Genomic DNA, 21,373 nt, shown 5'->3' on the forward strand with positions numbered 1-21,373 from the left:
CACGCGCATGGGCACCAAGCTGATCATCGACACCGACCCGGGGGTCGACGACGCCTTCGCGCTGGCGCTGGCCGCGCAGTCCGAGGACGTCGAACTCCTCGGCGTGACCACGGTGTTCGGCAACGTCCCGCTGAGCCACACCACCTCCAACGCCCGCCGCCTGCTGGAGCTCTTCGGCCGCGACGACGTGCCGGTCGCCGCCGGCGCCGCGCGGCCGCTGGTGTACGACAACGCCAAACCCGCCGGGTTCGTCCACGGCCAGGACGGCCTGTCCGGCCACGCCGGGACGCTGCCGGAGGCGAAGCGCCCGCTCGACGAACGCGGCGCCGTCCGCCTGCTGGTGGATCTGCTGGAGGCCGCCGACGAGCCGGTGACCATCGCCCCGATCGGCCCGCTGACGAATATCGCGCTGCTGCTGGCGGCCCATCCGGACGTCCGCGAGAAGATCGGGCGGATCGTCATCATGGGCGGAGGCGTGACCAAGGGGAACTCCACCACGGCGGCCGAGTTCAACATCTGGAGCGACCCCGAGGCCGCGCGCCGGGTGCTGGTCGACGAGGACATCCCGACGGTGCTGGTGCCGCTGGACATCACGCACCAGTGTTCGGTCGACACGGACTGGCTCGGCAAACTCGCCGCCTCCGGCCCGCTCGGTGCGGCGCTCGAAGCTTTGACCCCGACGTACGTGAAGCACTACACCCCGATCCTCGGCATGCCGGGGATGGTCATGCACGACGCGGTCGCGGTGGCCGAAGCGATCCGGCCGGGCATCCTCGACGTCGACGCGTACCCCGTGGACGTCGAGTGCGGCTTCGGCCCCGCCCGCGGCGCGACGCTGGTAGACCGGCGAAGGCTGCGAAGCACCGACCCGCAAGCCGTGCCCGGCCGCACCATCGACGTCGCGCTGACCACCGACGTCGACGCCTTCCGCGACTTCGTCCTCGGCCGGATCACCGGGGGCCGGTGATGGAGCAGGAAACCTCGCGCCGCCGCAGACTTCCGGTGATCGGCGCGGCCGTGGTCGTCGCGGCCGCGGCCCTGGTCGCCGCCATCACCTTCGCGCCGAAGGACGAGCCGAAGACCGAAGCCGCCGCCGTCCAGTCCTCGGCTCCGCCAGAGCCGCCGCCGTCGTCTTCCGCCCCGGCGGAGATGCCGAAGGAACAGCCGAAGGTCCCGCAGCAGATGGGGCTGGAGTTCGACGCCTGGGTGTCGAAGACCAGCGGCTGGCTCGACATCCCGCTGCGCGCGATGACCGGCTACGCGAAGACCACCGTCACGCTGAGCAAGGAAACGCCGGGCTGCCGCCTTTCCTGGGTGACGCTGGCCGCGCTCGGCAAGATCGCCTCCGACCACGGCCGCGCCGCCGGTTCGGGCCTGAACGCCGACGGCGTGCTGACCAAACCGCTCGGCGCGGTCGAGGTCCGCGACTTCTACAACAAGGTCGTCTCGTCCGCGAACGCCAGCGGCCCGCTGCAGCTGACGCCGTCGGTATGGAACCAGTTCCAGGCCTCGGCCACCGGTGGGAAGCCGGATCCGCAGAACATCGACGACGCCACGCTCACCGCCGGCCGGGCCCTGTGCGCGGGCGGCCGTGACCTCGGCCAGGGCCAGACGTGGTGGAACGCGGTGAGCACCCTGCAGCCCGCGCCGCTGCTGATGCACCGCACGCTCGCGACGGTGAACGTCTACGGCACGGTCGGCCAGAGCCCGCAGCCGCCGAACGCGGCGGCCCTGAGCGCGGTCAACTTCGCCATCGACAAGATCGGGCTGCCCTACGTCTGGGGCGGCAACGGCACCGGCGGCGGCGACCCCGGTTTCGACTGCTCCGGCCTGACGACGGCCGCGTACGCGAGCGCCGGGGTGAAGCTCATGCGCACCGCCCACACGCAGTACCACAGCGTGAACAAGGTGACCGATCCCCAGCTGGGCGACTTGATCTTCTACGGCGAGCCGAACACGAAGATCCACCACGTCGGGCTGTACATCGGGAACCAGCAGATGATCGACGCCCCGCAGACCGGGCAGGCGGTGCAGGTGCACACCTACCGGAAGCAGGGCGACGATTACGCCGGAGCGGGCCGCCCGACGGCTTAGCCCGAGGGGCCGTGTTCAGCCGCGGTAGTACTCGGCGAGCGCCGCGAACGCGGCCTTGGGTTCCCACGGCATGCCCGGATAGGTTTCGCCGTCGCCGTTTTCCAGGACTTTGACGATGCCGAGGCTGGCCAGGTCCAGGTCACGGCGAGGGTCGTCGGGACGGTGCGGGTAGTTGGAGAGCGCGAAAAGGTAGACGAAGGCGGCGTCGACACCTTCGGCGTCGAAGATCTCCAGCAGCTCGCGCAGGTACTCGGCCTGCCCGGCCTCGTCGCGGTCGTACTCCCCGTTCAGCCGGACCGGGCGGCCGATCTCGTCGTGTTCGACGATCTCCATACTGCGCGGGGCCAGCTCGCCCGCGCCGCGCCAGGTGGCCGTGCCGAAGCCGGTGATCGCGAGCGGCTTTCCTTGCGCCACAAGGGCGCGCACCCCTTCCTGGAACCGGTCGGCCACCTCCGCGGACCGGATGAGTTCGACCGCCATGATGTCGAAGAGGGTCCAGTCGACCCGCTCGAACGGGATGCAGGCGTAGGTGACCTTCCCGAGAAAGCGCTCACGGACCGTCGCCACGGCCTCCTCGAGGAAATCGTTGAGCCGCGCGCTCGCCTCGGCGACCCGCTCACCCAGGCTCTCCGGCCTGCCGAAGAGCCGTTCGAGTCGCTCGGCGATGTCGTCACCGGGCAGGAATCCGTGGTCCATGAGGCTCAGCTCGACGCCGGTGACGAACACGACTTCGGCTCCCGACCGCCGGACCCGCTCCGCCCGCCGCGCGCAGTCGGCGAACAACGCCAGCATCTCCTCGGGCGTCAGCTCCAGTGGGTAGGGCGAGAACCAGACCTCCAGCCCGAGTTCGGCGGCGAGGTGGGCGGCCTGTTCCAGCCGTTCCGGGTCGCCGCCGACGAGATGCACGGCGTTGCAGTGCAGGTCGTCGCGGATGATGGCCAGCTCCCGTTTCACCAGGTCGAGATCGAAGTTCTCGCGGGAGTTCTCGCCGCCCCTGACGAAGCCGGTGTCGTAGGCGATGCCTTTGGCACGCATGGGTTCGGTCCTCTCGTGTCGGAATGTGGTGCCCGAGACTAGGCGGAAATTTGCGTGCACGCAAATTTGCGTCCGCGCAATTTTGGTGGGACACTCGGCCGGTGACCGGATTGCGCGACCAGAAGAAGCAGGCGACCAGAAAGACCTTGCGCGAGGCGGCACTGCGGCTGGCCCTGGAGCGTGGCCCCGAAAACGTGCGCGTCGACGACATCGCCGAGGCCGCCGGAGTCTCGCCCCGGACCTACAACAACTACTTCTCCAGCCGCGAGCAGGCCATCGTCGCCGCCGTCACCGCCGAACGGGAAGCACGCATCGCGGCGGCGGTGGCGGCCCGGCCCGCTGAAGCCGGCCTCGCCGACGCCGTGATCGAAGCGATCGTCGAGCTCTACACCGACCCGGGCGAGCACCATCGCGACGCGCTGCTGCTGATCACCACCCGTCCGGCGTTGCGCGCCGCCTTCACCGACACCACCAGCGCGATCGAACTCCCCCTCGCCGACGCGATCACCGAACGCCTCGTCGACATCCCGCCACACGTCGCCCATGTGCTCGCGGCGAGCGTGACCGCCGCGGTGCGCATCGCACTCCAGCAGTGGCTACAGCCGCTCACAACCGGCGGGCTCGTCGTACCTTCCGGCTCCCTGCCCGACCTGCTCCGCACCGCGCTCGCCCCCCTCGTTCCCGCACTCGACGCCGCCGAAGCCCGTGGCGGCATAAGGTGATCGCGTGTACTCCCCGATTCCGGTCCTGAACGAGCTGAAGGACCTCCACGACTCGACCGGCGACTACCTGGCCGACGGTTTCGAGCTGTCCGACTACGACGACAAAAGCCGCTTCCCCCAGGAGCTGGACGACCCCGAGTTCCTCTCGCGCTTGATCCCGTTCGCCCAGGCGAACGGGAGCGGCTCGACATACGCGATCTGGCGGGCCGACGACGCGACAGAGCCGATCGTGGTCTTCGGCGACGAGGGCGGCGAGCACGTCATCGCCCGCGACTTCACGGATTTCCTGCGGCTGCTGGGTTTCGACGCCGAGATCATGGTCGACCACGATTCGGCCTACTACTACCGCGCGGAAGACGACGACCACAGCGGCTCGCACGAGCTGTTCGTCGAGTGGCTCCGAGGGCGGGGCCTGACGCCGTCCGAGGATCCGGACGCCGTCGTGGCCGCCGCCCAGGAAGCCCACGGCGATCGGTTCCGGGCGTGGATCACGCCGTTCTACGAGCGGATCGGCTGGGCCTGAAAAGACGGCGCGTTGTCGCGCGCCCAGTCCGCGAACGTGAGCGCGGGCCGTCCGAGGAGCTCTTCCACCGTGGTGGTCATGGGGCCCGGACGCTCGCTGTAGTCGGCCAGGGAACCGAGCAGGCGGGCGGGGACCTCCTCGGGCAGTCCCTGCGCGAGCATCCCCTGCCGGACCCGCTCGGGCGGGAGCTCCTGAAAGGACAGTGCCCGGCCGATGGCCGCGCCGATGAGCCGCACCTTCTCGTGCTGGTCCACCGATCCCGGACCGGTCAGCGTGTACACCGACCCCGCCGGGAGCTCGCCGAGAAGGCCTCGCACGGCCACCGCGGCGATGTCGGTTTCGTGGATCGGGGAGGTGGCGGCGCGTCCGTACGCGCCGCGCACCACGTCGCCCGCCTGGATCTGCGGCACCCAGGCCAGCGCGTTGGCGGCGAAATCCGCGAGGCGCAGGACCGTCCACTCCAGACCGGAGCTCGTGACGAGCTCTTCGGCTTTCTTGAACTGGTCGGCGAACCGCGCCTCCCCGGCCGGGTACTCGACGGTGGTGGCCGACAACAGCACCACCCGCCGCACCCCTCGTCCGGCCGCCAGCTTCAGCAGTTCTTCGAGGCCGGGGCCGGTCGCCCGCGGGCTGATCTGGATCGCTTCGACACCTTCCAGCGCCGGTTCGATCCAGGCAGGACTGAACAGGTCCCCGTCGCCGCGGGTGACCGCGGTGACGTCGACACCTCGGCGCACCAGGACATTCTTCACCTGACGTCCCACGACGCCGTTCGCTCCGGTGAGCAGGATCATGATCGTTCCTTCGTTCGGCGGGGCGGATGGTCACACGTTGACGGGCTGCGCGGCCTCGACGATCCGGCGGCGACGCACGGGGAGCATCGACGTCGGGTGCGAGACGCTCCAGGCCGCGGCGTTGCAGATGATCTCCTTGAGCCGGGCGGCCGTCTTGCCGGTGAGCGCCGAGTCCTTGGGCCGGTCGTCCGGGGTCACCCACTGCACGACGGCGTCGCGGCGGCCGAGGCTGACGCACTGGCCGGTGTAGCCGATCTTGTTCTCGGGGAGTGTGCCGCCGGTCAGACCGGCGACGATGGCGTCGGCCGCGCGGTAGGCCGTGGGAACCCCCGAGGCACAGGACATCCGCAGTGGCGTCCCGTTCGCGCCCGTCGCGAACGCGGCGTCGCCGACGGCGTAGACATCCGGATGCGAGACCGACCGCATCGTGTCGTCGACGACGATCTGCCCCGTCGCGGAGACGTCCAGGGTCGTGGCGGCGGCGATGGGATGGACGGCGAAACCGGCCGTCCAGACGGTCACCTGGGCGGGAATCCCGCGACCGTCGGCGGTCGTCGCTCCGTCCGGACCGACACTCGTGATGTCGGTGTCTTCGTACAAGGTGATGCCTCGCCGCTCGAAGGCCCCGCGAAGGTGGCGCCGGGCCTTCTCGCTCATCCAATCGCCGAGACCGCCGCGGGCCGCGAGCGCGACGTCGAGATCCGGCCTGGCTTCCGCGATTTCCGTGACGGCTTCGATGCCGGTGAGCCCACCGCCGACGACGAGCACGGTCCCGCCCGCGGTGAGGCCGGCGAGACGTTCCCGCAGCCGCAGCGCGGAACCCTTGCCGTCGATGTGGTGGGCGTGTTCGGTGACACCGGGAACGCCGCTGTCGGCGGCGGCGCTGCCGAGGGCGTAGACGAGCGTGTCGTAGGCGATCTCACCCTCGTCGAGGGCGACGGTCTTGCGCTCGGCGTCCACCGCGGTGACCCACGCCGTCCGCACCCCCACCCCCGTGCCCGCGAAAACGTCGGTCAGCAGACGGGGTTTCAGGTCCTGGCCGGTCGCGAGCTGGTGCATGCGAACCCGCTCGACGAACTCGGGGTCGGCGTTGACGAGGGTGATCTCGGTGTCGGCGGGGTGCAGCCGCTTGGCGAGCCGCCGGGCGGCGTTGGCTCCGGCGTATCCGGCTCCGAGAACGACGATTCGGTGCTTCATGGTCTCACTCCTGTCCGGTCGGTGTTCGCTTCCTGAACCGGGCAGCGACACGAAACCTGACAGCGGCGGGCTGTGATCCGGGTCACCAGGTGACGGTGAGCGGTTCCCCGTGCTCGGAGATGCCCCACTGCCCCGCCGCGCGGTCGAGTTTCGCGGGGTTCACCTGGGCGTAGACCGCGGCGACGCCGTCGGCGGTGACCTCCAGGGAGACGACGCCGACGAGCCTGTCCTCCACCGTCAGCACCAGCGCGGGCATGCCGTTGGCGACGGTGGAGAACAGCTCGGGCTTGCCGCCGATCAACGACCACTTGGCCGCGCTCGGCTTGAAGAGGCCGCGCAGGAACCTCGCCACCCGGACCGCGCCGGTGACCGGCCGCGGCAGCGAGAAGAGCACGCCGCCGCCGTCACCCACGCTGATCGCGTCGTCGGCCAGCATCCGCACCAGCGCGTCGGTCCGGCCACTGAGCGCCGCGGCGAGGAACTCCTCGACGATCTTGCGGGCCGCGGCCGTGTCGACCTCCACACGGCGCCGGTCGGCCGCCAGATGCCGCCTGGCGCGCCGGTGGATCTGCTGGCAGTTCACCTCGGTGACGTCGAGGACCTCGGCGATCTCGGCGTGGGAGTACCCGAACGCCTCGCGCAGCACGTACACGACGCGTTCCCTGGCCGAGAGCCGTTCCATCAGGGTGAGCATCGCGATGGAGACCGATTCACGCTGCTCGGCGGTGTCGGACGGGCCGAGCATCCGGTCCCCCGCGAAGACCGGCTCGGGGAGCCATTGGCCCACATAGGTTTCCCGCCGGGCCCGCGCCGAGGTGAGCCGGTTGAGGCAGATGTTGGTGAGCACCTTCGTCAGCCACGCCTCGGGCGTCTCGACGTATTCGCGATCGGCGGACTGCCAGCGCAGGAACGTGTCCTGGACCGCGTCCTCGGCGTCGGTCGCCGACCCCAGCAGGCGATACGCGATCGCCTCCAGCCGGCCACGGGCCGCCTCGAACACCTCGACGTCGCGCGCACCGGTCGGCATTGCCCCAGATTAGCCATCGCGCCGGTTTCAGGCGGCGGGGATCCAGCTGCCGTGCAGTCCCAGCGGGACACGGACGGGCAGGTGGACCCTCGCCAGGGGCTCCCCGGTGAAGTCCTGCGAAGCCAGGATCACCAGGTCCGCCGCACCCCGGTCGCGGTCGTGGACGTAGACGAGGTTGTAGCCGTCGTCCTCCACGGCCGCGCGGGAGGACGGGACGAACACGGTCTCCCCCGCGCTCGCGTCACGACCGAACTCGTGGGTCTCGGTGACGCCGGCCATGAGGTCGTGTTTGAGCAGAGCACTGCTGAAACCCTCGTCCGGCCGGTCCGGTTCGGTGACGCTCGGCGTGGCGTACAGCTCGGCCACCGCCGAATAGCCGTAGCGGTAAGGCTTTCCGCCGAACCGGCCGTTCAGGCGCGGGAAGTCCTGCGGGCGGTCGTGCAGCAGCGTGCGCGTGGCCCGGCCTGCCGCGAGGTCCGCGGTCCAGCGTTCGAGCACCGGCTTCGAGGCGCCGACGTCGCCGAAGTCCACCGGGCGGGGGTGCACGACCACGTCGACCACCACGTTTCCGTCGTCCTCGAAGGCGTTCAGGGTGTGGCCGACCATGACCGGCGCGGTCTCGAACCACCGCACCGTCCCGCCCGCTCTCGGCAGCAGGCCCAGCCGTGACGGCAGGTCCCGGTTCCAGTGGAACGGCACCCCGGTCGCGAGGCGCTCGGGCGCGAAGACCATCGGGGACTCGTAGAACACCACGTAATGCTCAGTGAGCGCGAAGTCGTGCATATACGGCAGGGTCGGCGCCTTGATGTCGGTGACGCTCCGGTTGCGCCCGTCGGGACCGATCACGATGTGCTGCACGAAGTCCGCGCCGTAGCGGAAGGCGAGCGAGTGCAGCTCGCCGGTGGCGTGGTCGTACTTGCTGTGCGCGTTGGCCGCGAAACCCTGTTCCGTGACACCGAGGGAAGCCGGTCCGACGGTGTCGAGTTCGTCGGTCAGTTCGTACGGGGCAAGGCCTCCTTCGATGAGCGCGTACAGGCGACCTCCGTGGCCCGCGACCTGGACGTTCGGTGCGAAGTCCAGGCGCTCGTCGGTGACCTGCCCGCGTCGCGGTTCCCCGAGCCGGTCGGCCACGGAGGCCGACCGGACCCAGCGGTTGCGGTACCACTCGGCGCGGCCGTCGCGCAGGCGCACGCCGTGGACCATGCCCTCCCCGAGGGTCCAGATATGCGCCGACGCGTCTTCCAGGCCCAGCGGGTTCGGGCCGATGCGCAGGTAGCGGCCGTCGAGGTCGTCCGGGATCTTCCCGCTGACGGGCAGGTCGAAGGCGGTGATCTCTTCGGTGACCGGGGCGAAGTTGCCCAGGACGTAGCGATTCATCGTCGTTCCTTTGGCGGTGAGATGTCTTGAACGCTTGTATAATACATTTGTATAAGACGCTTGTCACAGCGCACCGCTAGGATCACGGCATGGGACAACGAGAGGACCTCCTCGACGGGGCCAAGCGCTGCCTGGTCGAACGCGGCTACGCGCACACCACCGCGCGGGACATCACCGCCGCGTCCGGCGCGAACCTCGGCTCCATCGGGTACCACTTCGGCTCCAAAGAGGCCCTCATGAACGAGGCCATGATCGAGCTGTCCACCGAAGCGGTGGAGAGGCTGCGGGAACCGGAGGGCGCTTCACCCCTCGCCACCTGGCAGAACCTTGTCGGCTCGTTCGCCGAGCAGCGCGACCTGTGGACCGCGGTCCTGGAGAGCGCGACGCAGGCCATCCGTTTCCCGGACCTCCGCGAACGGCTCGCCGATGCCCAGGACGAAGCCCGGAAGGTTCTCGGCGAGCGGCTGTCTCCCACCGATGCCGACGCGGCGGGAGCCGTCCAGCTCGCCCTCATCGTGGGCGTGATGATGCAGCACCTCGTCGACCCGGATCGGGCCCCCGGCGCGGAAAAGATCGTCCGCGGCCTGGAGGCCCTCGCCGGCGGCAAGGCCTGATTCAGGCCTTCCGTTCCTCGACTCCGAACAGGTTCAGCAGCCGCTCGGGGATGTCGTCCCCGAAGATGCTTTCGAGCAGGAAGTCCTCCTCCATGGGCGTTTCACAGCGGACGAACATGGCCTGCTCGTACTCGGCGAGAGCCGTCTCGACGTCGCCGGGACGCGCCGCGAGGGCTTTGGCGAGTTCGGCGCCGTCGAGCATCGCCAGGTTGGCGCCTTCCCCGTTCGCCAGCGCGAGATGCGCGGCGTCGCCGAGCAACGTCACTCCGGGAACGCGTTCCCACCGCAGCCCGGACGGCAAGGCGAAGGCGGGGCGATGGATCGGCGCGACGTCGCTTTCGGTGATCAGCGCGGTGAGCTCGGGCGACCAGCCGTCGAACTCCGCCGCGATCCGCGCCTTGGCGGCTTCGGCGTCGGTGAAGTCGATGGCGTCGAACCACTCCAACGGCTTGCTCAGCTCCACATAGGCGTGCAGCGTGTCACCGCTTTCCCGGTGGGCGTTGATACTCGCGCCCTCCGTGGCCCCGGTCCCGAACATCGATCCGCCCCCGACCGTCTTCGCCACGGCGACATGCCGGGTTTCGGAGTCGTACAGGTAGGTCTCGATGTAGGAGCTGCCGGAGTATTCGGGTACGGCGCCGGTGAGCAGCGGCCGGATCCGCGACCAGGCCCCGTCCGCGCCGACCAGGAGACCCGTGACGACGGTGGTGCCGTCGTCGAAGGCGACCTCGTGGCGGCCGTCGCCGAGCGTCCGGGCGCCGACGGCCTTGCGCCCCCACCGGACGGTGCCCGCCGGGAGCGAATCGAGCAGCATCCGCCGCAGGTCCCCGCGTTGCGCCTCGGGGCGCCCGCCCGTGCCGTCGTCGCCCCGTTCGAACAGGACGGTCCCGTCCGACTCCAGGACCCGCAGCGCCTGGCGACCTTCCAGGACGATGCCGCGGAACTCGTCCATGAGCCCGGCGGCTTCGAGGGCGAGCTGCCCGTTGTAGTCGTGGATGTCGAGCATCCCGCCCTGCAGGCGCGAAGTCGGAGACGCCTCCGCTTCGAAGACCTCGGCCGGGATGCCGTGGACGTGCAGGACCCTCGCCAGGGTGAGCCCGCCGAGACCGGCGCCGATGATCGTGACAGGTGTGTACATGATGACCCCTCGGATCGCTTCTGGAATGACATTCCAGAGCGTGCTCCCGGCCGCTGGCAGGCGGCGCACACGACGCTGGCACCGGTCTGGCAGGCGCTGTCAGCCGAAGAATTCGACGGTGTCCGCAGACCAGCCGGGGTCGCCGGTCCTCGCGAAGGCGACCCACGCGCCGTGCATCCTGCCCGCGAGACCTTCCGGGGCGGGATCGGGCCCGAGCAGGCCCGCCTCCCCGTGCAGCCACGGCTCGCCCGCGACGTCGAAGACGAACGGCAGCTCGACGGTGTGGGCGGCGCCGAGCCGTCCGTTCAACGCCGTCGAGCGATGACCGAACGAGTACCGGTGGGTGCGGCCGCCCGAGATCCGCGCGTGCGCCGTCGCCAGCCGCTCGGTACCGGCGCCGAACAGCGTGTGCCCGAGATCCGGCCGGCCGTAAAGGTTTCCTTCCTCGGTGTTGGTGCCGATGAGCAGGGCGACGTCGCCGTGGAGAGGACCGTCGGCGGGCTGGACCGGCGCGACGAGACTGAACGGGCTCAGCCCGGCCAGCGGATCCTCGGCGGTTCCGGTCCGCAGATCGAGACCGGCCAGTGCGGGCAGGATCTCCACGAACCGTTCGTCCGGGATCTCTCCGAACGCTCGCGCGGTGGGCTCGGTTCCCAGCGCCGAAGCGGCCGCCGCGGTGACCCGGGCGGCCTGCTCCGGGGTGAAGGCGCCGGTTCCGCTGCCGCTCTGGACGATCGCCCGGCGGAACGTTCCCTTGGCCTCCGGCGTCGCGAGCAGCGCGCCGGTGAGCGTGGCCCCCGCGGATTGCCCGAAGACGGTGACGTTGCCCGGATCGCCCCCGAACACCGCGATCGTGTCCCGCACCCAGCCGAGCGCGGCGAGCACGTCGAGCAGCCCCCGGTTGCGCGGAGCGCCCTCCAGGTCGAGGAATCCGGGGACGCCGAGGCGATAGTTCACCTTCACCAGGACGACGCCGTCACGGGAGAACGCTCCTCCGTCGTACAGCGCCGCGCGGGCCGAACCGGTGACGAAGCCGCCGCCGTGCACGAACACCGTGACCGGGCGGCGGCCGCCGTCCGCCGCGGGCGTCCGGACGTCGACGGTGAGGTACTCGTCGCCGCGCACCCAGCCGGGTCCGAAATACGGGGTCATGTCGAGCCCGCCGAAGTCGCGCACCGGCTGGGGAGCCGTCGGCCCGGGCCGCGTGCCGTCGCGGACGCCGGGCCAGCCCGGATGCGGCGACGGCGGGAGGAAGCGGCCAGGTCCGGTCGGCGCCGCCGCGTACGGGACGGCCTGGTAGAGCTCACCGAAGGAGTCGCGGCGGCCGCGCACGACACCGGACGGGGTTTCTGCTCGTACGTACACGAAAACTCCTCAGGAGAGGGCGGAGAACCCGGCCCACCGCGCGATCGCGAACTTCGATCCCCGGCGCTCGACCCGCAGAGCGCCCTGAGCACCGAAATGCGCGGGGAAGACGAGAGCGTTGTCGTCGGCGGCCCGGCCGAGCAGTTTGTGCCGGGTGGCACGGGATCCCGCCGGGTCTTCGCAATAGGGCGAATTGGTGTCCGGCTCCACGATCTGCAGCGCGGTGTGCACAAGGTCGCCCACGAACAACGCCCGCTCCCCACCCGATTCCAGGGTCAGCACGGACGAGCCGGGGGTGTGGCCGGGCGCGAGGTCCAGCCGCAGATTCCGGTCGATGCGGTGCGTGCCGTCCCACAGGCGGGCCAGCCCAGCCTCGTGCACCGGCGCGACACTGTCCTCGAAGACGTTCTGATTTCCCCGCCCCAGCACGGAATCGTGCGCTTCGGCCGGATTCCAGAAGTCGAAGTCGGGCCGCGGCATCAGATACTCGGCGTTCGGGAAGGTCGGCACCCAGGTGCGGCCGTCGAGCCGCGTGTTCCAGCCGACGTGGTCGATGTGCAGATGGGTGTTGACCACGACGTCGACGTCCTCGGGCCGCACCCCGGCGGCCGCGAGGTTGTCGAGGTAGGCGGTGTCGAGGCGGTTCCACACCGCCGCGTAGGGCCGGTCCTTGTGGTTGCCGACCCCGGTGTCGACGAGGATCGTGCGTCCTTCGCTGCGGATCAGCCAGGACTGCAGCGCCGTGCGGCACTCGTTCGTCTCGGGGTTCCAGAAGTCGGGCGCCAGCCAGTCGCGGTGCTCGTCCCACGCCCCGCCGGGGCTGTCCGGCAGGAACTCGGCAGGCGTCATGCCGAGCGAACCGTAGAACTCCTTGACGCGGGTGACCGTGACGTCTCCGATGGTGATCTCGTCCATGTCACCGAGCCTGGAGGCCGGTCGGCGCCCGGACCACGCCCCGCTTTTCCTCCCACTGGGAGGGTGTGGCTGACGGTGGCCACGCCACGGATACTCGGGTTCATGGACGGACCTGGCCCGCTCGGCGACTTCCTGCAGGCGAGACGGGCTCAGCTGCGCCCGGAAGACGTCGGCCTGCGCGACTTCGGGGCACGCCGCCGGGTGGCGGGGCTGCGGCGTGAGGAACTGGCCCAGCTCGCGGGAGTCAGCGTCTCCTACTACGCGCGGCTGGAGCAGGGCATGTCACGCGGCGCCTCGGCCGAGGTGCTCGACGCCATCGCCCGCGCGCTCCGGCTCGACGGCCACGAACGCGAACACCTCGAAAGGCTCGCCACCGCCGCCCGCCGAACCCCGCGGGCACGCCGTCCCCGGCCCGAGAAACTCCACGACGAGACACGGGATCTCCTGGGCACCGTAGACGCTCCCGCCCTGGTGCTCGGCCGCCGCTCGGACGTCCTGGCGTGGAACGCCCTCGGCCACGCCCTGCTGGGCGGGCATCTGGACTTCCACGCGCCGGACGACCCGGCGCGACGGCCGAACATGAGCCGGCTGCTGTTCCTGGACCCGCACTGCCGGGATCTGTACGCCGACTGGAAGCGGAAGATCCGCGCGGTGGTCGGCAACCTGCGGATCGCCGTCGGCAAGTATCCCGAAGACCCGCTGCTCGCGGAGCTGATCGGCGAGCTGACGATGAAGAGCCCCGAGTTCGTCTCGCTCTGGAGCGACCATCGCGTGCGGCCCTGTGACGCCGAAAGCTACGAACTGCGGCATCCGGTCGTCGGTTCGGTCACGGTGACCCAGCAGACCCTGTCGATCGCCCGTTCACCGGATCAGCTGCTGATCGTGTGCACGACCCCCGCCGGCTCGTCCGACGCGCAAGCACTCGCGCTGCTGCGGCAAGCGGGCTCAGGCCTTGTCGTGCACGGTGATCGCGTAGCCGTCCGGGTCCGCGAAGGCGAACGTGCGGCCGAAAGGCCCGTCGAACGGCTCCGTGAGGATGGTGACGCCGGCGCCGGCCAGCCGGTCGTGCAGCCCCTGCGCGTCGTCGGCGTGCAGCCACATCGCCACCCCTGATCCCGGCCGCGGGGAGATGGCGTCGAGATCCGTGCCCGGCACGGGTTCCCGCACCGCGAACGGGATCGTCTTCGTGCCGAACACCACCGCGTGCGGCGGTGCGACGGGCAGTCTGCTCAGCCCGAGGTGGGTTTCGTAGAACGCGGCGGCGCGGTCGAGGTCGCGTACCTGCAGCGAGAAGAAATCGGGTCCGGTCACGGTCATGTCGTCCTCCATGTCAGTGTGTTGACATAAGCAACGTATGTCATGATGCTGACATGAGTCAAGGCGAGCAGGTCGGGCCGCTGGACCAGGCGGTGGGATACATGCTGAAACGAGCGGCGACGGCGCTCCGGACGGCGATGGACACCGCGTTGCGCCCCCTCGATCTGACCGTGCCGCAGTACTCCTGTCTCGAAGTGCTCTCGCAGCGTCCGGGGCTGTCCAACGCGGAACTGGCCAGGGCCGTGTTCGTCACCCGGCAGTCGATGAACCTGGTCCTGCGCGGACTGCAGGACCGAGGGCTCATCACCCGCCCGGCGACGGCGCCTCAGGGCCGCGCCCTGCCCAGCACGCTCACCCCCGAGGGACGCGAACGGCTCCGCGCCGCAAGCGGCGCCGTGCGAGCGGTCCAGGATCGGATGCTCACGCCGTTTTCGGCGGACCAGCGAGACCGGCTGCTGCACGACCTCGCCGCCTGCGCCGACGCGCTCACCCCCGAAGAGTGACTCAGGACCGCTTGCTCACCAACGTCTCCGGCTTGAACGCGTACACGTCGGCGCCCTGGACCAGCACGTGCCATTCACCGCAGACCTTGTCGGTCCGGCTCTCCTGCCCGGCAGGCCACCACTGGGCGGCGAGGGTGGCCGCCTGGGTCGCGGCCGCCCCCGGCACGCAGACGCTGGGCAGCGTCCCGCCGGTGAATTTCAGGAGCCGCTCCGAACCCGTGGTCCGGATGACCTCCGTGATCGACGTCGCCCCGTCCGGCACCCACTCCGGCAGACGGGCGTCCGCGTCCCGCTTTCCCTCCGCGCCGGTCGCGTAGCCGACCGTCTTGACGTGTCCGTTCGCCTTTTCGGTCAGCCCTTCCTTGAGACCGCATCCGGACAGGGCGACCGTGGCCGTCGCGGCGGCGAGGACCGCCGCGGTGATCTTCGTGTTCATACGATCGAGTCAACCTCGCGGAAACCTCGGCGGGATCGGACTTTCGGCCCGCCCTGGCCGCCATCCGGCCGATCTCGACGACGGATAACCGCCAGCGATCGGCGGCGCCGCGCGTCACAGTGGTCGTCGTGACGACGACACCAGACGCCCTGTCCGTGCTCAAGGGCATGTACGCGGCGGAAGCCGAGTACCTCGCCGCGGGCGGCGCCACCTTCGCGCCGCTCGCCCCGTTCTTCTCCCCAGGCGTGGTGCTGCACCAGGCGGATTCCCTGCCCTACGGCGGAATCTGGCGCGGCCACGACGGCATTGAGCGGTTCTTCACCGCGATGAGCGACACCTGGGACGTCTTCGACATGGTGGAGCAGAGCTTCCTGAGCGAGACCAGCCCCCCTGGTCGTGCTGACCCACGTGCACGCCCGCGCCAGGGCCACCGGCGACGAGCTCGATTTCCCGATCCTGCAGACGATCACCGTCGAGGACGGGCGCATCACCGAGGTGCGGCCGTTCTACTGGGACACCGCGGCGATCGCGGCGGCCTGTACGAACTAACATTCCGATGATGACCGCCTACCAAGATCCCGAGCTGTTCGAGGAAGCCGCTTCCCTGCCGGAACGGCAACAGAAGATCCTGCTGACCATCCGCGAATGGGTGATGGAGTACGGATACTCGCCGAGCACGCGCGAGATCGGCGAAGCGGTCGGGCTGCGTTCGACGTCCTCGGTGTCGAAGCACCTCGCGGCCTTGGAGGAGAAGGGTTTCCTCCGCCGCAGCAGCTCGATCTCCCGCCCCATCGACGTCCGCGCCTTCCTGCACGGCACCTTGTCGAAGGCGTCCACAGAGGACTCCGTGCCGGTCCCCGTCGTCGGTGACATCGCCGCGGGAACGCCCATCTCGGCCGTCGAGCACGTCGACGACGTGATGACCCTTCCGCGTGAACTCACCGGGCGCGGCAACGTCTTCGGGCTGCGGGTGCGCGGTGATTCGATGATCGACGCGGCGATCTGCGACGGCGACATCGTCGTGGTGAAGCAGCAGCAGGAGGCGCACTCCGGCCAGATCGTCGCCGCGATGATCGACGAGGAGGCCACGGTCAAGGTGTACCGCCGCCGCGACGGCCACGTGTACCTCGAACCGCGCAACCCCGCCTACGACGTCATCGACGGCGACCGCGCGAGCGTGCTCGGCGTCGTGGTGTCGGTCCTGCGCAGCGTCTGACACTTTTCTGTCGGTGGTCCGGGGTAGCTTCGGCGCCCATGTACGAAATCGACTTCGTCGAGTTCCCGTCGAGTTCGGCGGCGGGCTCGGGCAGGTTCTTCGAAAAGGCCTTCGGGTGGACGGCGGCGGCGTACGGCCCGGCGTACACCGACGTCCAGGGCGGCAGCGTGGTCTCGTTCGGCTTCCAGGAGGACACCGCGCAGCAGACGACCGCGCCGCTGGTGACGATCCGCACCGACGACCTCGAACGGGCGAAGGCTTCCGTCGAGGCCGCCGGCGGGGTCGTCACGGCCGAGCCGTTCTCGTTCCCCGGCGGGCGCCGGTTCCACTTCCGCGAGCCCGGCGGCGCCGAACTCGCGGTGTGGACCCCGGATTCCAGACCTCAAGCGGCGAAGCCGAGCACCAACGAGGCGGCGACGGGTGCCATGTACATCAGCGGGAACGCGACGTGCGACGGCCAGTGCGCGCGGAGCACGGTGATCACGGCGCCGGTGAAGTAGAGCACCAGGCCGATCCCGGCCGCGACGCCGAGCGCGGGCACCCACAGGCCGGCGATCAGGCCGAGCGCGCCCGCCGCCTTGGCGACGCCGAGCGGCGTCCACCAGCCGCGGGGGACGCCGTAGTCGGCCAGCGGCTGCACCACCCACTTGGCACGGAAGAAGATCGAGGCGGCCGAGAACGCGGCCATGAACGCTCCGACGACGGTGACGATGACATAGGCGGTGGTCATTTCGGTTTCTCCTCGGGTTCTCGGTGGTTCAGCGGGTTGACCCCGGCCGCACGCCGGATGTGACAACCTGGCGGCGGAGGTGGACATGACCCACGTCACATCCCGCGACGGCACCCCGATCGCCGGTGAACGGGCGGGCTCCGGGCCCGCCGTCGTCCTGGTCGGCGGCGGCCGCCTCCTCTCCTGGCGCACGTTTTAGAGCGACTGCTCTCTTATTGTTTTGGAGCAAGCGCTCTGTTACCGTCGCCCCATGCCCCGCCCCCGCGTGCACGACCTCGACCGGCTGCTCGACGCGGCCGAGCGCCTGGTCGTCGAGGCCGGTGCCCAGGGCGTCACCGTCCGGTCGCTCGCGACCGCCGCCGGGGTGTCCAACGGCACGATCTATCACGCCTTCGGCTCGCTCGGCGCCTTGCTGGCCCGCGTCTGGCTGCGCGCGGCGGGCGAGTTCCTCGACCTCCAGACCGAGCTGGCCGATCAAGCGGAAGACCCCGCCGCGGCGGTCGTCGCCGCCGCGAGCGCGCCGGCCCTGTTCGCCGACCGAAGGCCCGAGGCCGCCCGCCTGCTCATCACGGTCAAGAAGGAGCACCTGCTCGGCCCGCAGGTCCCCGACGATCTCGCCGGCGACCTCCTGGCGCTCGACAAACGCCTGATCGCGCTCCTGGTCCGGCTCGCCGGACGGCTCTGGGACCGGCAGGACGCGCAGGCCGTCGAGGTGCTCACCACCTGCGTCGTCGATCTGCCGACGGCCCTGTTCCGCCGCGCGTTCACCGCGGGCGAGCCGATCTCCGAAGACTCCCGCACCCGGCTCGCCGCCGCGGTGCGCGCCATACTCCTGCTCCCGCCCCCACGAAAGGACTGACATGCCCACGCTGCGCCACGACGCCCCGGTGTTCCTGCTGGACCTCGGAGACGACGAGAACCGCTTTTCGCCTTCCTGGCTGGAAACCGTCCATTCCCAGCTGGACACCGTCGTCGCCTATCCGGATCCGGCCGTGCTGGTCACGGTCGGCTCCGGGAAGTTCTACTCGAACGGCCTCGACCTCGATTGGCTCACCAGCAACCCCGCCCAGGCCGCGCAGTACGTCGCCGACGTCCACGAACTGCTTGCCCGCGTGCTCACCCTCGGCGTGCACACGGTCGCCGCGATCAACGGGCACGCGTTCGGCGCCGGGGCCATGCTGGCGATGGCGCACGACTTCCGGGTGATGCGCGCCGACCGTGGGTACTTCTGTTTCCCCGAAGCGGATATCAACATCCCGTTCACGCCGGGGATGGCGGCGCTGATCCAGGGCAAGCTCACCCCCGCCGCCGCGATCGCGTCGATGACCACGGGCCGCCGGTTCGGCGGGACGGACGCGCGGGACCTGGGGCTCGTCGACGCGGTCGCCGAGAAGCCCGCGTTGCTGGAGTACGCGGCCGATCTCGTCCGCCCGCTGGCGGGCAAGGATCGCGGCACGCTGTCCGCGATCAAGACGACGATGTTCACTCCGGCCGTCACCGCGCTTCGCGCCAAGTAGCCGTCGTGCCCACCGACGACGCGGAGTTCGACCGCCTGGTCGAGCCGCTGCGCCGCGAACTGCACGCCCACTGCTATCGGCTGCTCGGCTCGGTCCACGACGCCGACGACGCGCTGCAGGACGCGCTCCTGCGGGCCTGGCGGGGGATGGACCGGTTCGAGGGCCGCGGCTCGATGCGTACCTGGCTCTACACCATCGTCACCCGCACCTGCCTGGACGTCGTGGCCGCTCGCGGCAAGCGGGCGTTGCCGATGGACTTGGGTCCGTCGAGCGAGCGAGTCGTGCTCGAAGACACCCCGGTGACCGAGGTGGCGTGGCTCGGCCCGTACCCGGACGCGCCGGACGCCCGGTACGAGCGGCGCGAAGCCATCGAGCTGGCCTTCGTCGCCGCTTTGCAGCACCTGCCGGGCAACCAGCGGGCCGCGCTGGTGCTCTTCGACGTCCTCGGCTTCACCGCCGCCGAAATCGCGTCCACAATGGACACTTCGGTCGCGGCGGTGAACAGCGCGCTGCAACGCGCGCGGGCGATCGTGGCCGAGAAGGTCCCACCGCCCGAGAAGCTCCAAGACACCAAGGCACGCGAGATCGCCGCGGGCTTCGCCTCCGCGCTGGAGCGCGGCGACACCGACGCGCTCGTGGCGTTGCTGACCAAGGACGTCACCTGGTCCATGCCACCGCTCGCGCACTGGTACAGCGGCATCGACGCGGTGACCGGCTTCGCGGTCGCCGTCCCGCTGGGCCGGTGCCCGAGCTGGCGCACAGAGGTCCTCACCGCCAACGGGCAGCCCGCCGTCGCCTGCTACCTGGGCGAATCGGCCGACGCCGTCCATCGCGCCTGGTCCATCAACGTGCTTTCCCTGCGCGAAGACCGGATCCGCGAGATCACCTCGTTCCTCGACGCGGACCTGTTCGCGCGGTTCGGCCTTCCCCCGGCGAAGGCCTGAGCATGCGCAAGTGGGTGTTGATCGCGCTGGCGGTGACCGTCACCATCATCGGCGTGGTCTTCGGTGGCGCGTTCGCCTTCCAGCGCAAGCTGATCTACCTCCCCGAGGCAGGTCCGCTCACCGGTGCCGCCGCCGTACTGCCCGGCGGCCGGGACGTCACGCTCACCACCTCGGACGGGCTGAACCTGTCGAGCTGGTACTTCCCGGTCGCCGGCGCGAAAGCGGCCGTGCTGGTCGCGCCGGGCAACGCCGGGAACCGGTCGTACCGCGTGCCGATGGCCCGCGCGCTGACCGCGCGCGGGCTCTCGGTGCTGCTTCTGGACTATCGCGGGTATGGCGGCAACCCCGGTGAGCCGTCCGAGGACGGGCTCGCGCTGGACGCCCGCGCCGCACAGGACTTCCTGGTCCGCGAGGCCGGGACGCCGCTGATCTACTTCGGCGAGAGCCTCGGCTCCGCGGTCGTCACCGAACTGGCCGCCGAGCGGCCGCCGGCAGCGCTCGTGTTGCGTTCGCCGTTCGTCGACCTCGCGTCGGTCGGGCAGCGGCACTATCCGTTCCTGCCGGTCCGCTGGCTGCTGCGGGACGAGTTCCCGACGAGGGACAACGTCGCCCGGGTGAAGGCACCGGTGACCGTCGTGTACGGCGCCGCGGACTCGATCGTCCCGGCCGAGCAGAGCCGCGCCGTGGCGCGGGCCGCCGGTGCCGAGGCGATCGAGGTCCCCGGCGCCGATCACAACGATCCGGCGTTGTCCGACGGACCGGAACTGATCGGCGCCATCACGGGCGCGGTTCGCTGACGGGCTCAGGCCCGGTTCGCGCTCCGGCCCAGTGACAGCGCGTGGCCGGGGTTGAGCTTCCGGCGGAGGCGATCGGCCTTGGGCCAGCGGACGTCCGTCGCCCAGCCCGCCTTCTCGAACAGCCAGATCAGCCGCGCCGACATGTCGAGCTGGCCACGGCGGACACCGTGCCGGGCGCCGGTGGGATCGGCGTGGTGGGAGTTGTGCCAGGACTCACCCATCGAGGCGATGGCGAGCGGCCAGAAGTTCGCGGATTTGTCGCGGGCGGCGAACGGGCGGTCGCCGATCATGTGACAGAGCGAGTTCACCGACCAGGTGACGTGGTGCAACAGCGCCACCCGGACCAGGCTGGCCCAGAAGAACGCGGTGACCGCGCCCCACCACGACATCGTGATCACACCGCCGAGGACGGCGGGCGCGAGCAGCGTGACGACGGTGAGCAGCGGGAACAGGCGATCGATCCGGGCGATGTCACGGTCGTCGAGCAGATCGGGGGCGAACCGCTGGGCGTTGGTCTTCTCGCGGTCGAACAGCCAGCCCATATGGGCGTGCCAGAAGCCGCGGGCCAGCGCCGCCGGGGTGGTGCCGAACCGCCACGGGGAATGCGGGTCGCCCTCGCGGTCGGCGAAGGCGTGATGGCGCCGATGGTCCGCGACCCAGCCGATGACCGGGCCCTGCATGGCCATGCTGCCGGCGACCGCGAGGGCGATCCGCAGGCCGCGGTTGGCCTTGAAGGCGCCGTGGGTGAAGTAGCGGTGGAAACCGATGGTCACGCCGAGGCCGGTGAGGAAGTAGAACCCGGCGGCCAGGCCCAGGTCCACCCAGCCGAGGCCCCAGCCCCACGCGAAGGGGACGGAGGCGGCGAGCGCCAGCAGCGGCACCACCGCGAACAGCTTGACGAGAAAGTTTTCGGTGTTGGTCTGCTCCCCGGACAACAGGGGCTGTGGCGCCTGCCGCTCTGCGCTGTCCGGGTTGTTTAGAACTGAAGTCATATCGTCACTTCTTTGTCGATGGCCAAGCTGTGCCTCTTGCCAGCCTGGTATCGGCTGTGTCAGCCGATGTCACGGCGCGACGCACGAAAGGCGACGCCCGCGACGAATTCTGCGCGAGCG

25 protein-coding genes and 1 pseudogene are annotated in these 21,373 nt (G+C 70.4%); 14 read left to right on the forward strand and 12 right to left on the reverse strand.

What is annotated here, in order from left to right:
* Window positions 1-7 precede the first annotated feature (7 nt).
* Both ACZ1DY_RS34080 and ACZ1DY_RS34085 read left to right on the forward strand, forming a co-directional pair.
* The gene (locus ACZ1DY_RS34080) at window positions 8-967 is read left to right on the forward strand and encodes a nucleoside hydrolase (RefSeq protein WP_465482127.1); all 960 of its coding nucleotides are present in this window, start codon (window positions 8-10) and stop codon (window positions 965-967) included.
* The gene (locus tag ACZ1DY_RS34085) at window positions 967-2,094 is read left to right on the forward strand and encodes a C40 family peptidase (protein ID WP_465482128.1); all 1,128 of its coding nucleotides are present in this window, start codon (window positions 967-969) and stop codon (window positions 2,092-2,094) included. Before ACZ1DY_RS34080 ends, ACZ1DY_RS34085 begins: the two co-directional genes overlap by 1 nt.
* A gap of 15 nt (window positions 2,095-2,109) precedes the next feature.
* Here ACZ1DY_RS34085 and ACZ1DY_RS34090 read toward each other — a convergent pair whose 3' ends face one another.
* Complete coding sequence (locus tag ACZ1DY_RS34090; protein ID WP_465482129.1) at window positions 2,110-3,129, reverse strand: hypothetical protein; 1,020 nt, start codon at window positions 3,127-3,129, stop codon at window positions 2,110-2,112.
* Window positions 3,130-3,230: 101 nt separating this feature from the next.
* Here ACZ1DY_RS34090 and ACZ1DY_RS34095 point away from each other — a divergent pair, with 101 nt between their 5' ends.
* Entirely contained in the window at window positions 3,231-3,851 is a 621-nt protein-coding gene (locus ACZ1DY_RS34095) for a TetR/AcrR family transcriptional regulator (protein WP_465482130.1), read from the forward strand.
* 4 nt (window positions 3,852-3,855) lie between these two features.
* Window positions 3,856-4,374 (forward strand): SMI1/KNR4 family protein, encoded by a 519-nt coding sequence (locus ACZ1DY_RS34100; protein ID WP_257484771.1) that lies wholly within the window; start codon window positions 3,856-3,858, stop codon window positions 4,372-4,374.
* Here ACZ1DY_RS34100 and ACZ1DY_RS34105 read toward each other — a convergent pair.
* The 4 genes from ACZ1DY_RS34105 to ACZ1DY_RS34120 all read right to left on the reverse strand — a co-directional run bounded on the left by ACZ1DY_RS34105 (window position 4,350) and on the right by ACZ1DY_RS34120 (window position 8,769).
* Window positions 4,350-5,168 carry an NAD(P)H-binding protein gene (locus ACZ1DY_RS34105; protein WP_465482131.1) on the reverse strand — a complete coding sequence of 273 codons (819 nt, stop codon included), beginning with the start codon at window positions 5,166-5,168 and terminating at the stop codon, window positions 4,350-4,352. The genes ACZ1DY_RS34100 and ACZ1DY_RS34105 overlap by 25 nt on opposite strands.
* A 30-nt stretch (window positions 5,169-5,198) precedes the next feature.
* On the reverse strand, window positions 5,199-6,365 hold the full coding sequence (locus tag ACZ1DY_RS34110; RefSeq protein WP_465482132.1) for an NAD(P)/FAD-dependent oxidoreductase: 1,167 nt from the start codon (window positions 6,363-6,365) through the stop codon (window positions 5,199-5,201).
* 82 nt (window positions 6,366-6,447) lie between these two features.
* Window positions 6,448-7,392, reverse strand: a complete 945-nt coding sequence (locus ACZ1DY_RS34115; RefSeq protein WP_465482133.1) for an RNA polymerase sigma-70 factor — start codon at window positions 7,390-7,392, stop codon at window positions 6,448-6,450.
* 27 nt (window positions 7,393-7,419) lie between these two features.
* Entirely contained in the window at window positions 7,420-8,769 is a 1,350-nt protein-coding gene (locus ACZ1DY_RS34120; RefSeq protein ID WP_465482134.1) for a carotenoid oxygenase family protein, read from the reverse strand.
* 89 nt (window positions 8,770-8,858) lie between these two features.
* Between ACZ1DY_RS34120 and ACZ1DY_RS34125 the strand changes: the two genes are divergently transcribed.
* Complete coding sequence (locus ACZ1DY_RS34125; RefSeq protein ID WP_465482135.1) at window positions 8,859-9,383, forward strand: TetR/AcrR family transcriptional regulator; 525 nt, start codon at window positions 8,859-8,861, stop codon at window positions 9,381-9,383.
* Between the two features lies 1 nt (window position 9,384).
* Here ACZ1DY_RS34125 and ACZ1DY_RS34130 read toward each other — a convergent pair whose 3' ends face one another.
* From ACZ1DY_RS34130 to ACZ1DY_RS34140, 3 genes are all read right to left on the reverse strand, one after another.
* Window positions 9,385-10,521, reverse strand: coding sequence for an FAD-dependent oxidoreductase (locus tag ACZ1DY_RS34130; protein WP_257484764.1), 1,137 nt, complete (start codon window positions 10,519-10,521; stop codon window positions 9,385-9,387).
* Between the two features lie 99 nt (window positions 10,522-10,620).
* Entirely contained in the window at window positions 10,621-11,886 is a 1,266-nt protein-coding gene (locus tag ACZ1DY_RS34135) for a carboxylesterase family protein (protein ID WP_465482136.1), read from the reverse strand.
* A 9-nt stretch (window positions 11,887-11,895) separates the two neighbouring features.
* Complete coding sequence (locus ACZ1DY_RS34140) at window positions 11,896-12,801, reverse strand: MBL fold metallo-hydrolase (RefSeq protein WP_465482137.1); 906 nt, start codon at window positions 12,799-12,801, stop codon at window positions 11,896-11,898.
* Window positions 12,802-12,903: 102 nt separating this feature from the next.
* On the opposite strand from ACZ1DY_RS34140, the pseudogene ACZ1DY_RS34145 reads away from it, so the two are divergent.
* Window positions 12,904-13,722: pseudogene (locus ACZ1DY_RS34145) on the forward strand (helix-turn-helix domain-containing protein); the annotation flags it as partial.
* A 24-nt stretch (window positions 13,723-13,746) separates the two neighbouring features.
* Here the strand turns inward: ACZ1DY_RS34145 and ACZ1DY_RS34150 are convergent.
* The gene (locus ACZ1DY_RS34150) at window positions 13,747-14,118 is read right to left on the reverse strand and encodes a VOC family protein (protein ID WP_321183586.1); all 372 of its coding nucleotides are present in this window, start codon (window positions 14,116-14,118) and stop codon (window positions 13,747-13,749) included.
* Between the two features lie 53 nt (window positions 14,119-14,171).
* Here ACZ1DY_RS34150 and ACZ1DY_RS34155 point away from each other — a divergent pair, with 53 nt between their 5' ends.
* Window positions 14,172-14,621, forward strand: coding sequence for a MarR family winged helix-turn-helix transcriptional regulator (locus tag ACZ1DY_RS34155; protein ID WP_126734550.1), 450 nt, complete (start codon window positions 14,172-14,174; stop codon window positions 14,619-14,621).
* A 1-nt stretch (window position 14,622) separates the two neighbouring features.
* Here ACZ1DY_RS34155 and ACZ1DY_RS34160 read toward each other — a convergent pair whose 3' ends face one another.
* Window positions 14,623-15,057, reverse strand: coding sequence for a hypothetical protein (locus ACZ1DY_RS34160; RefSeq protein ID WP_257484759.1), 435 nt, complete (start codon window positions 15,055-15,057; stop codon window positions 14,623-14,625).
* A 396-nt stretch (window positions 15,058-15,453) separates the two neighbouring features.
* On the opposite strand from ACZ1DY_RS34160, the gene ACZ1DY_RS34165 reads away from it, so the two are divergent.
* The 3 genes from ACZ1DY_RS34165 to ACZ1DY_RS34175 are packed head-to-tail and all read left to right on the forward strand — an operon-like array spanning window position 15,454 to window position 16,773.
* Window positions 15,454-15,606 carry a hypothetical protein gene (locus ACZ1DY_RS34165; RefSeq protein WP_465482138.1) on the forward strand — a complete coding sequence of 51 codons (153 nt, stop codon included), beginning with the start codon at window positions 15,454-15,456 and terminating at the stop codon, window positions 15,604-15,606.
* A 10-nt stretch (window positions 15,607-15,616) separates the two neighbouring features.
* Entirely contained in the window at window positions 15,617-16,273 is a 657-nt protein-coding gene (gene lexA / locus ACZ1DY_RS34170) for a transcriptional repressor LexA (RefSeq protein WP_465482139.1), read from the forward strand.
* A 38-nt stretch (window positions 16,274-16,311) separates the two neighbouring features.
* Window positions 16,312-16,773, forward strand: coding sequence for a VOC family protein (locus tag ACZ1DY_RS34175; protein WP_465482140.1), 462 nt, complete (start codon window positions 16,312-16,314; stop codon window positions 16,771-16,773).
* Here the strand turns inward: ACZ1DY_RS34175 and ACZ1DY_RS34180 are convergent.
* Window positions 16,656-17,003 (reverse strand): DoxX family protein, encoded by a 348-nt coding sequence (locus ACZ1DY_RS34180; protein ID WP_038509265.1) that lies wholly within the window; start codon window positions 17,001-17,003, stop codon window positions 16,656-16,658. The genes ACZ1DY_RS34175 and ACZ1DY_RS34180 overlap by 118 nt on opposite strands.
* Window positions 17,004-17,253: 250 nt before the next feature.
* Here ACZ1DY_RS34180 and ACZ1DY_RS34185 point away from each other — a divergent pair, with 250 nt between their 5' ends.
* From ACZ1DY_RS34185 to ACZ1DY_RS34200, 4 genes are read left to right on the forward strand one after another with little or no spacing between them, the layout of a single operon-like run.
* Complete coding sequence (locus tag ACZ1DY_RS34185; RefSeq protein ID WP_257484755.1) at window positions 17,254-17,862, forward strand: TetR/AcrR family transcriptional regulator; 609 nt, start codon at window positions 17,254-17,256, stop codon at window positions 17,860-17,862.
* Window position 17,863: 1 nt separating this feature from the next.
* Window positions 17,864-18,520 (forward strand): enoyl-CoA hydratase/isomerase family protein, encoded by a 657-nt coding sequence (locus tag ACZ1DY_RS34190; protein ID WP_034315833.1) that lies wholly within the window; start codon window positions 17,864-17,866, stop codon window positions 18,518-18,520.
* 5 nt (window positions 18,521-18,525) lie between these two features.
* Complete coding sequence (locus tag ACZ1DY_RS34195; protein WP_465482141.1) at window positions 18,526-19,464, forward strand: sigma-70 family RNA polymerase sigma factor; 939 nt, start codon at window positions 18,526-18,528, stop codon at window positions 19,462-19,464.
* A gap of 2 nt (window positions 19,465-19,466) precedes the next feature.
* Complete coding sequence (locus ACZ1DY_RS34200) at window positions 19,467-20,261, forward strand: alpha/beta hydrolase (protein WP_465482142.1); 795 nt, start codon at window positions 19,467-19,469, stop codon at window positions 20,259-20,261.
* A gap of 5 nt (window positions 20,262-20,266) precedes the next feature.
* Here the strand turns inward: ACZ1DY_RS34200 and ACZ1DY_RS34205 are convergent, their stop codons facing one another.
* Window positions 20,267-21,253 (reverse strand): acyl-CoA desaturase, encoded by a 987-nt coding sequence (locus ACZ1DY_RS34205; RefSeq protein WP_457951735.1) that lies wholly within the window; start codon window positions 21,251-21,253, stop codon window positions 20,267-20,269.
* Window positions 21,254-21,373 lie beyond the last annotated feature (120 nt).

The sequence above is a fragment of the Amycolatopsis sp. PSD-21 genome, assembly GCF_055561455.1.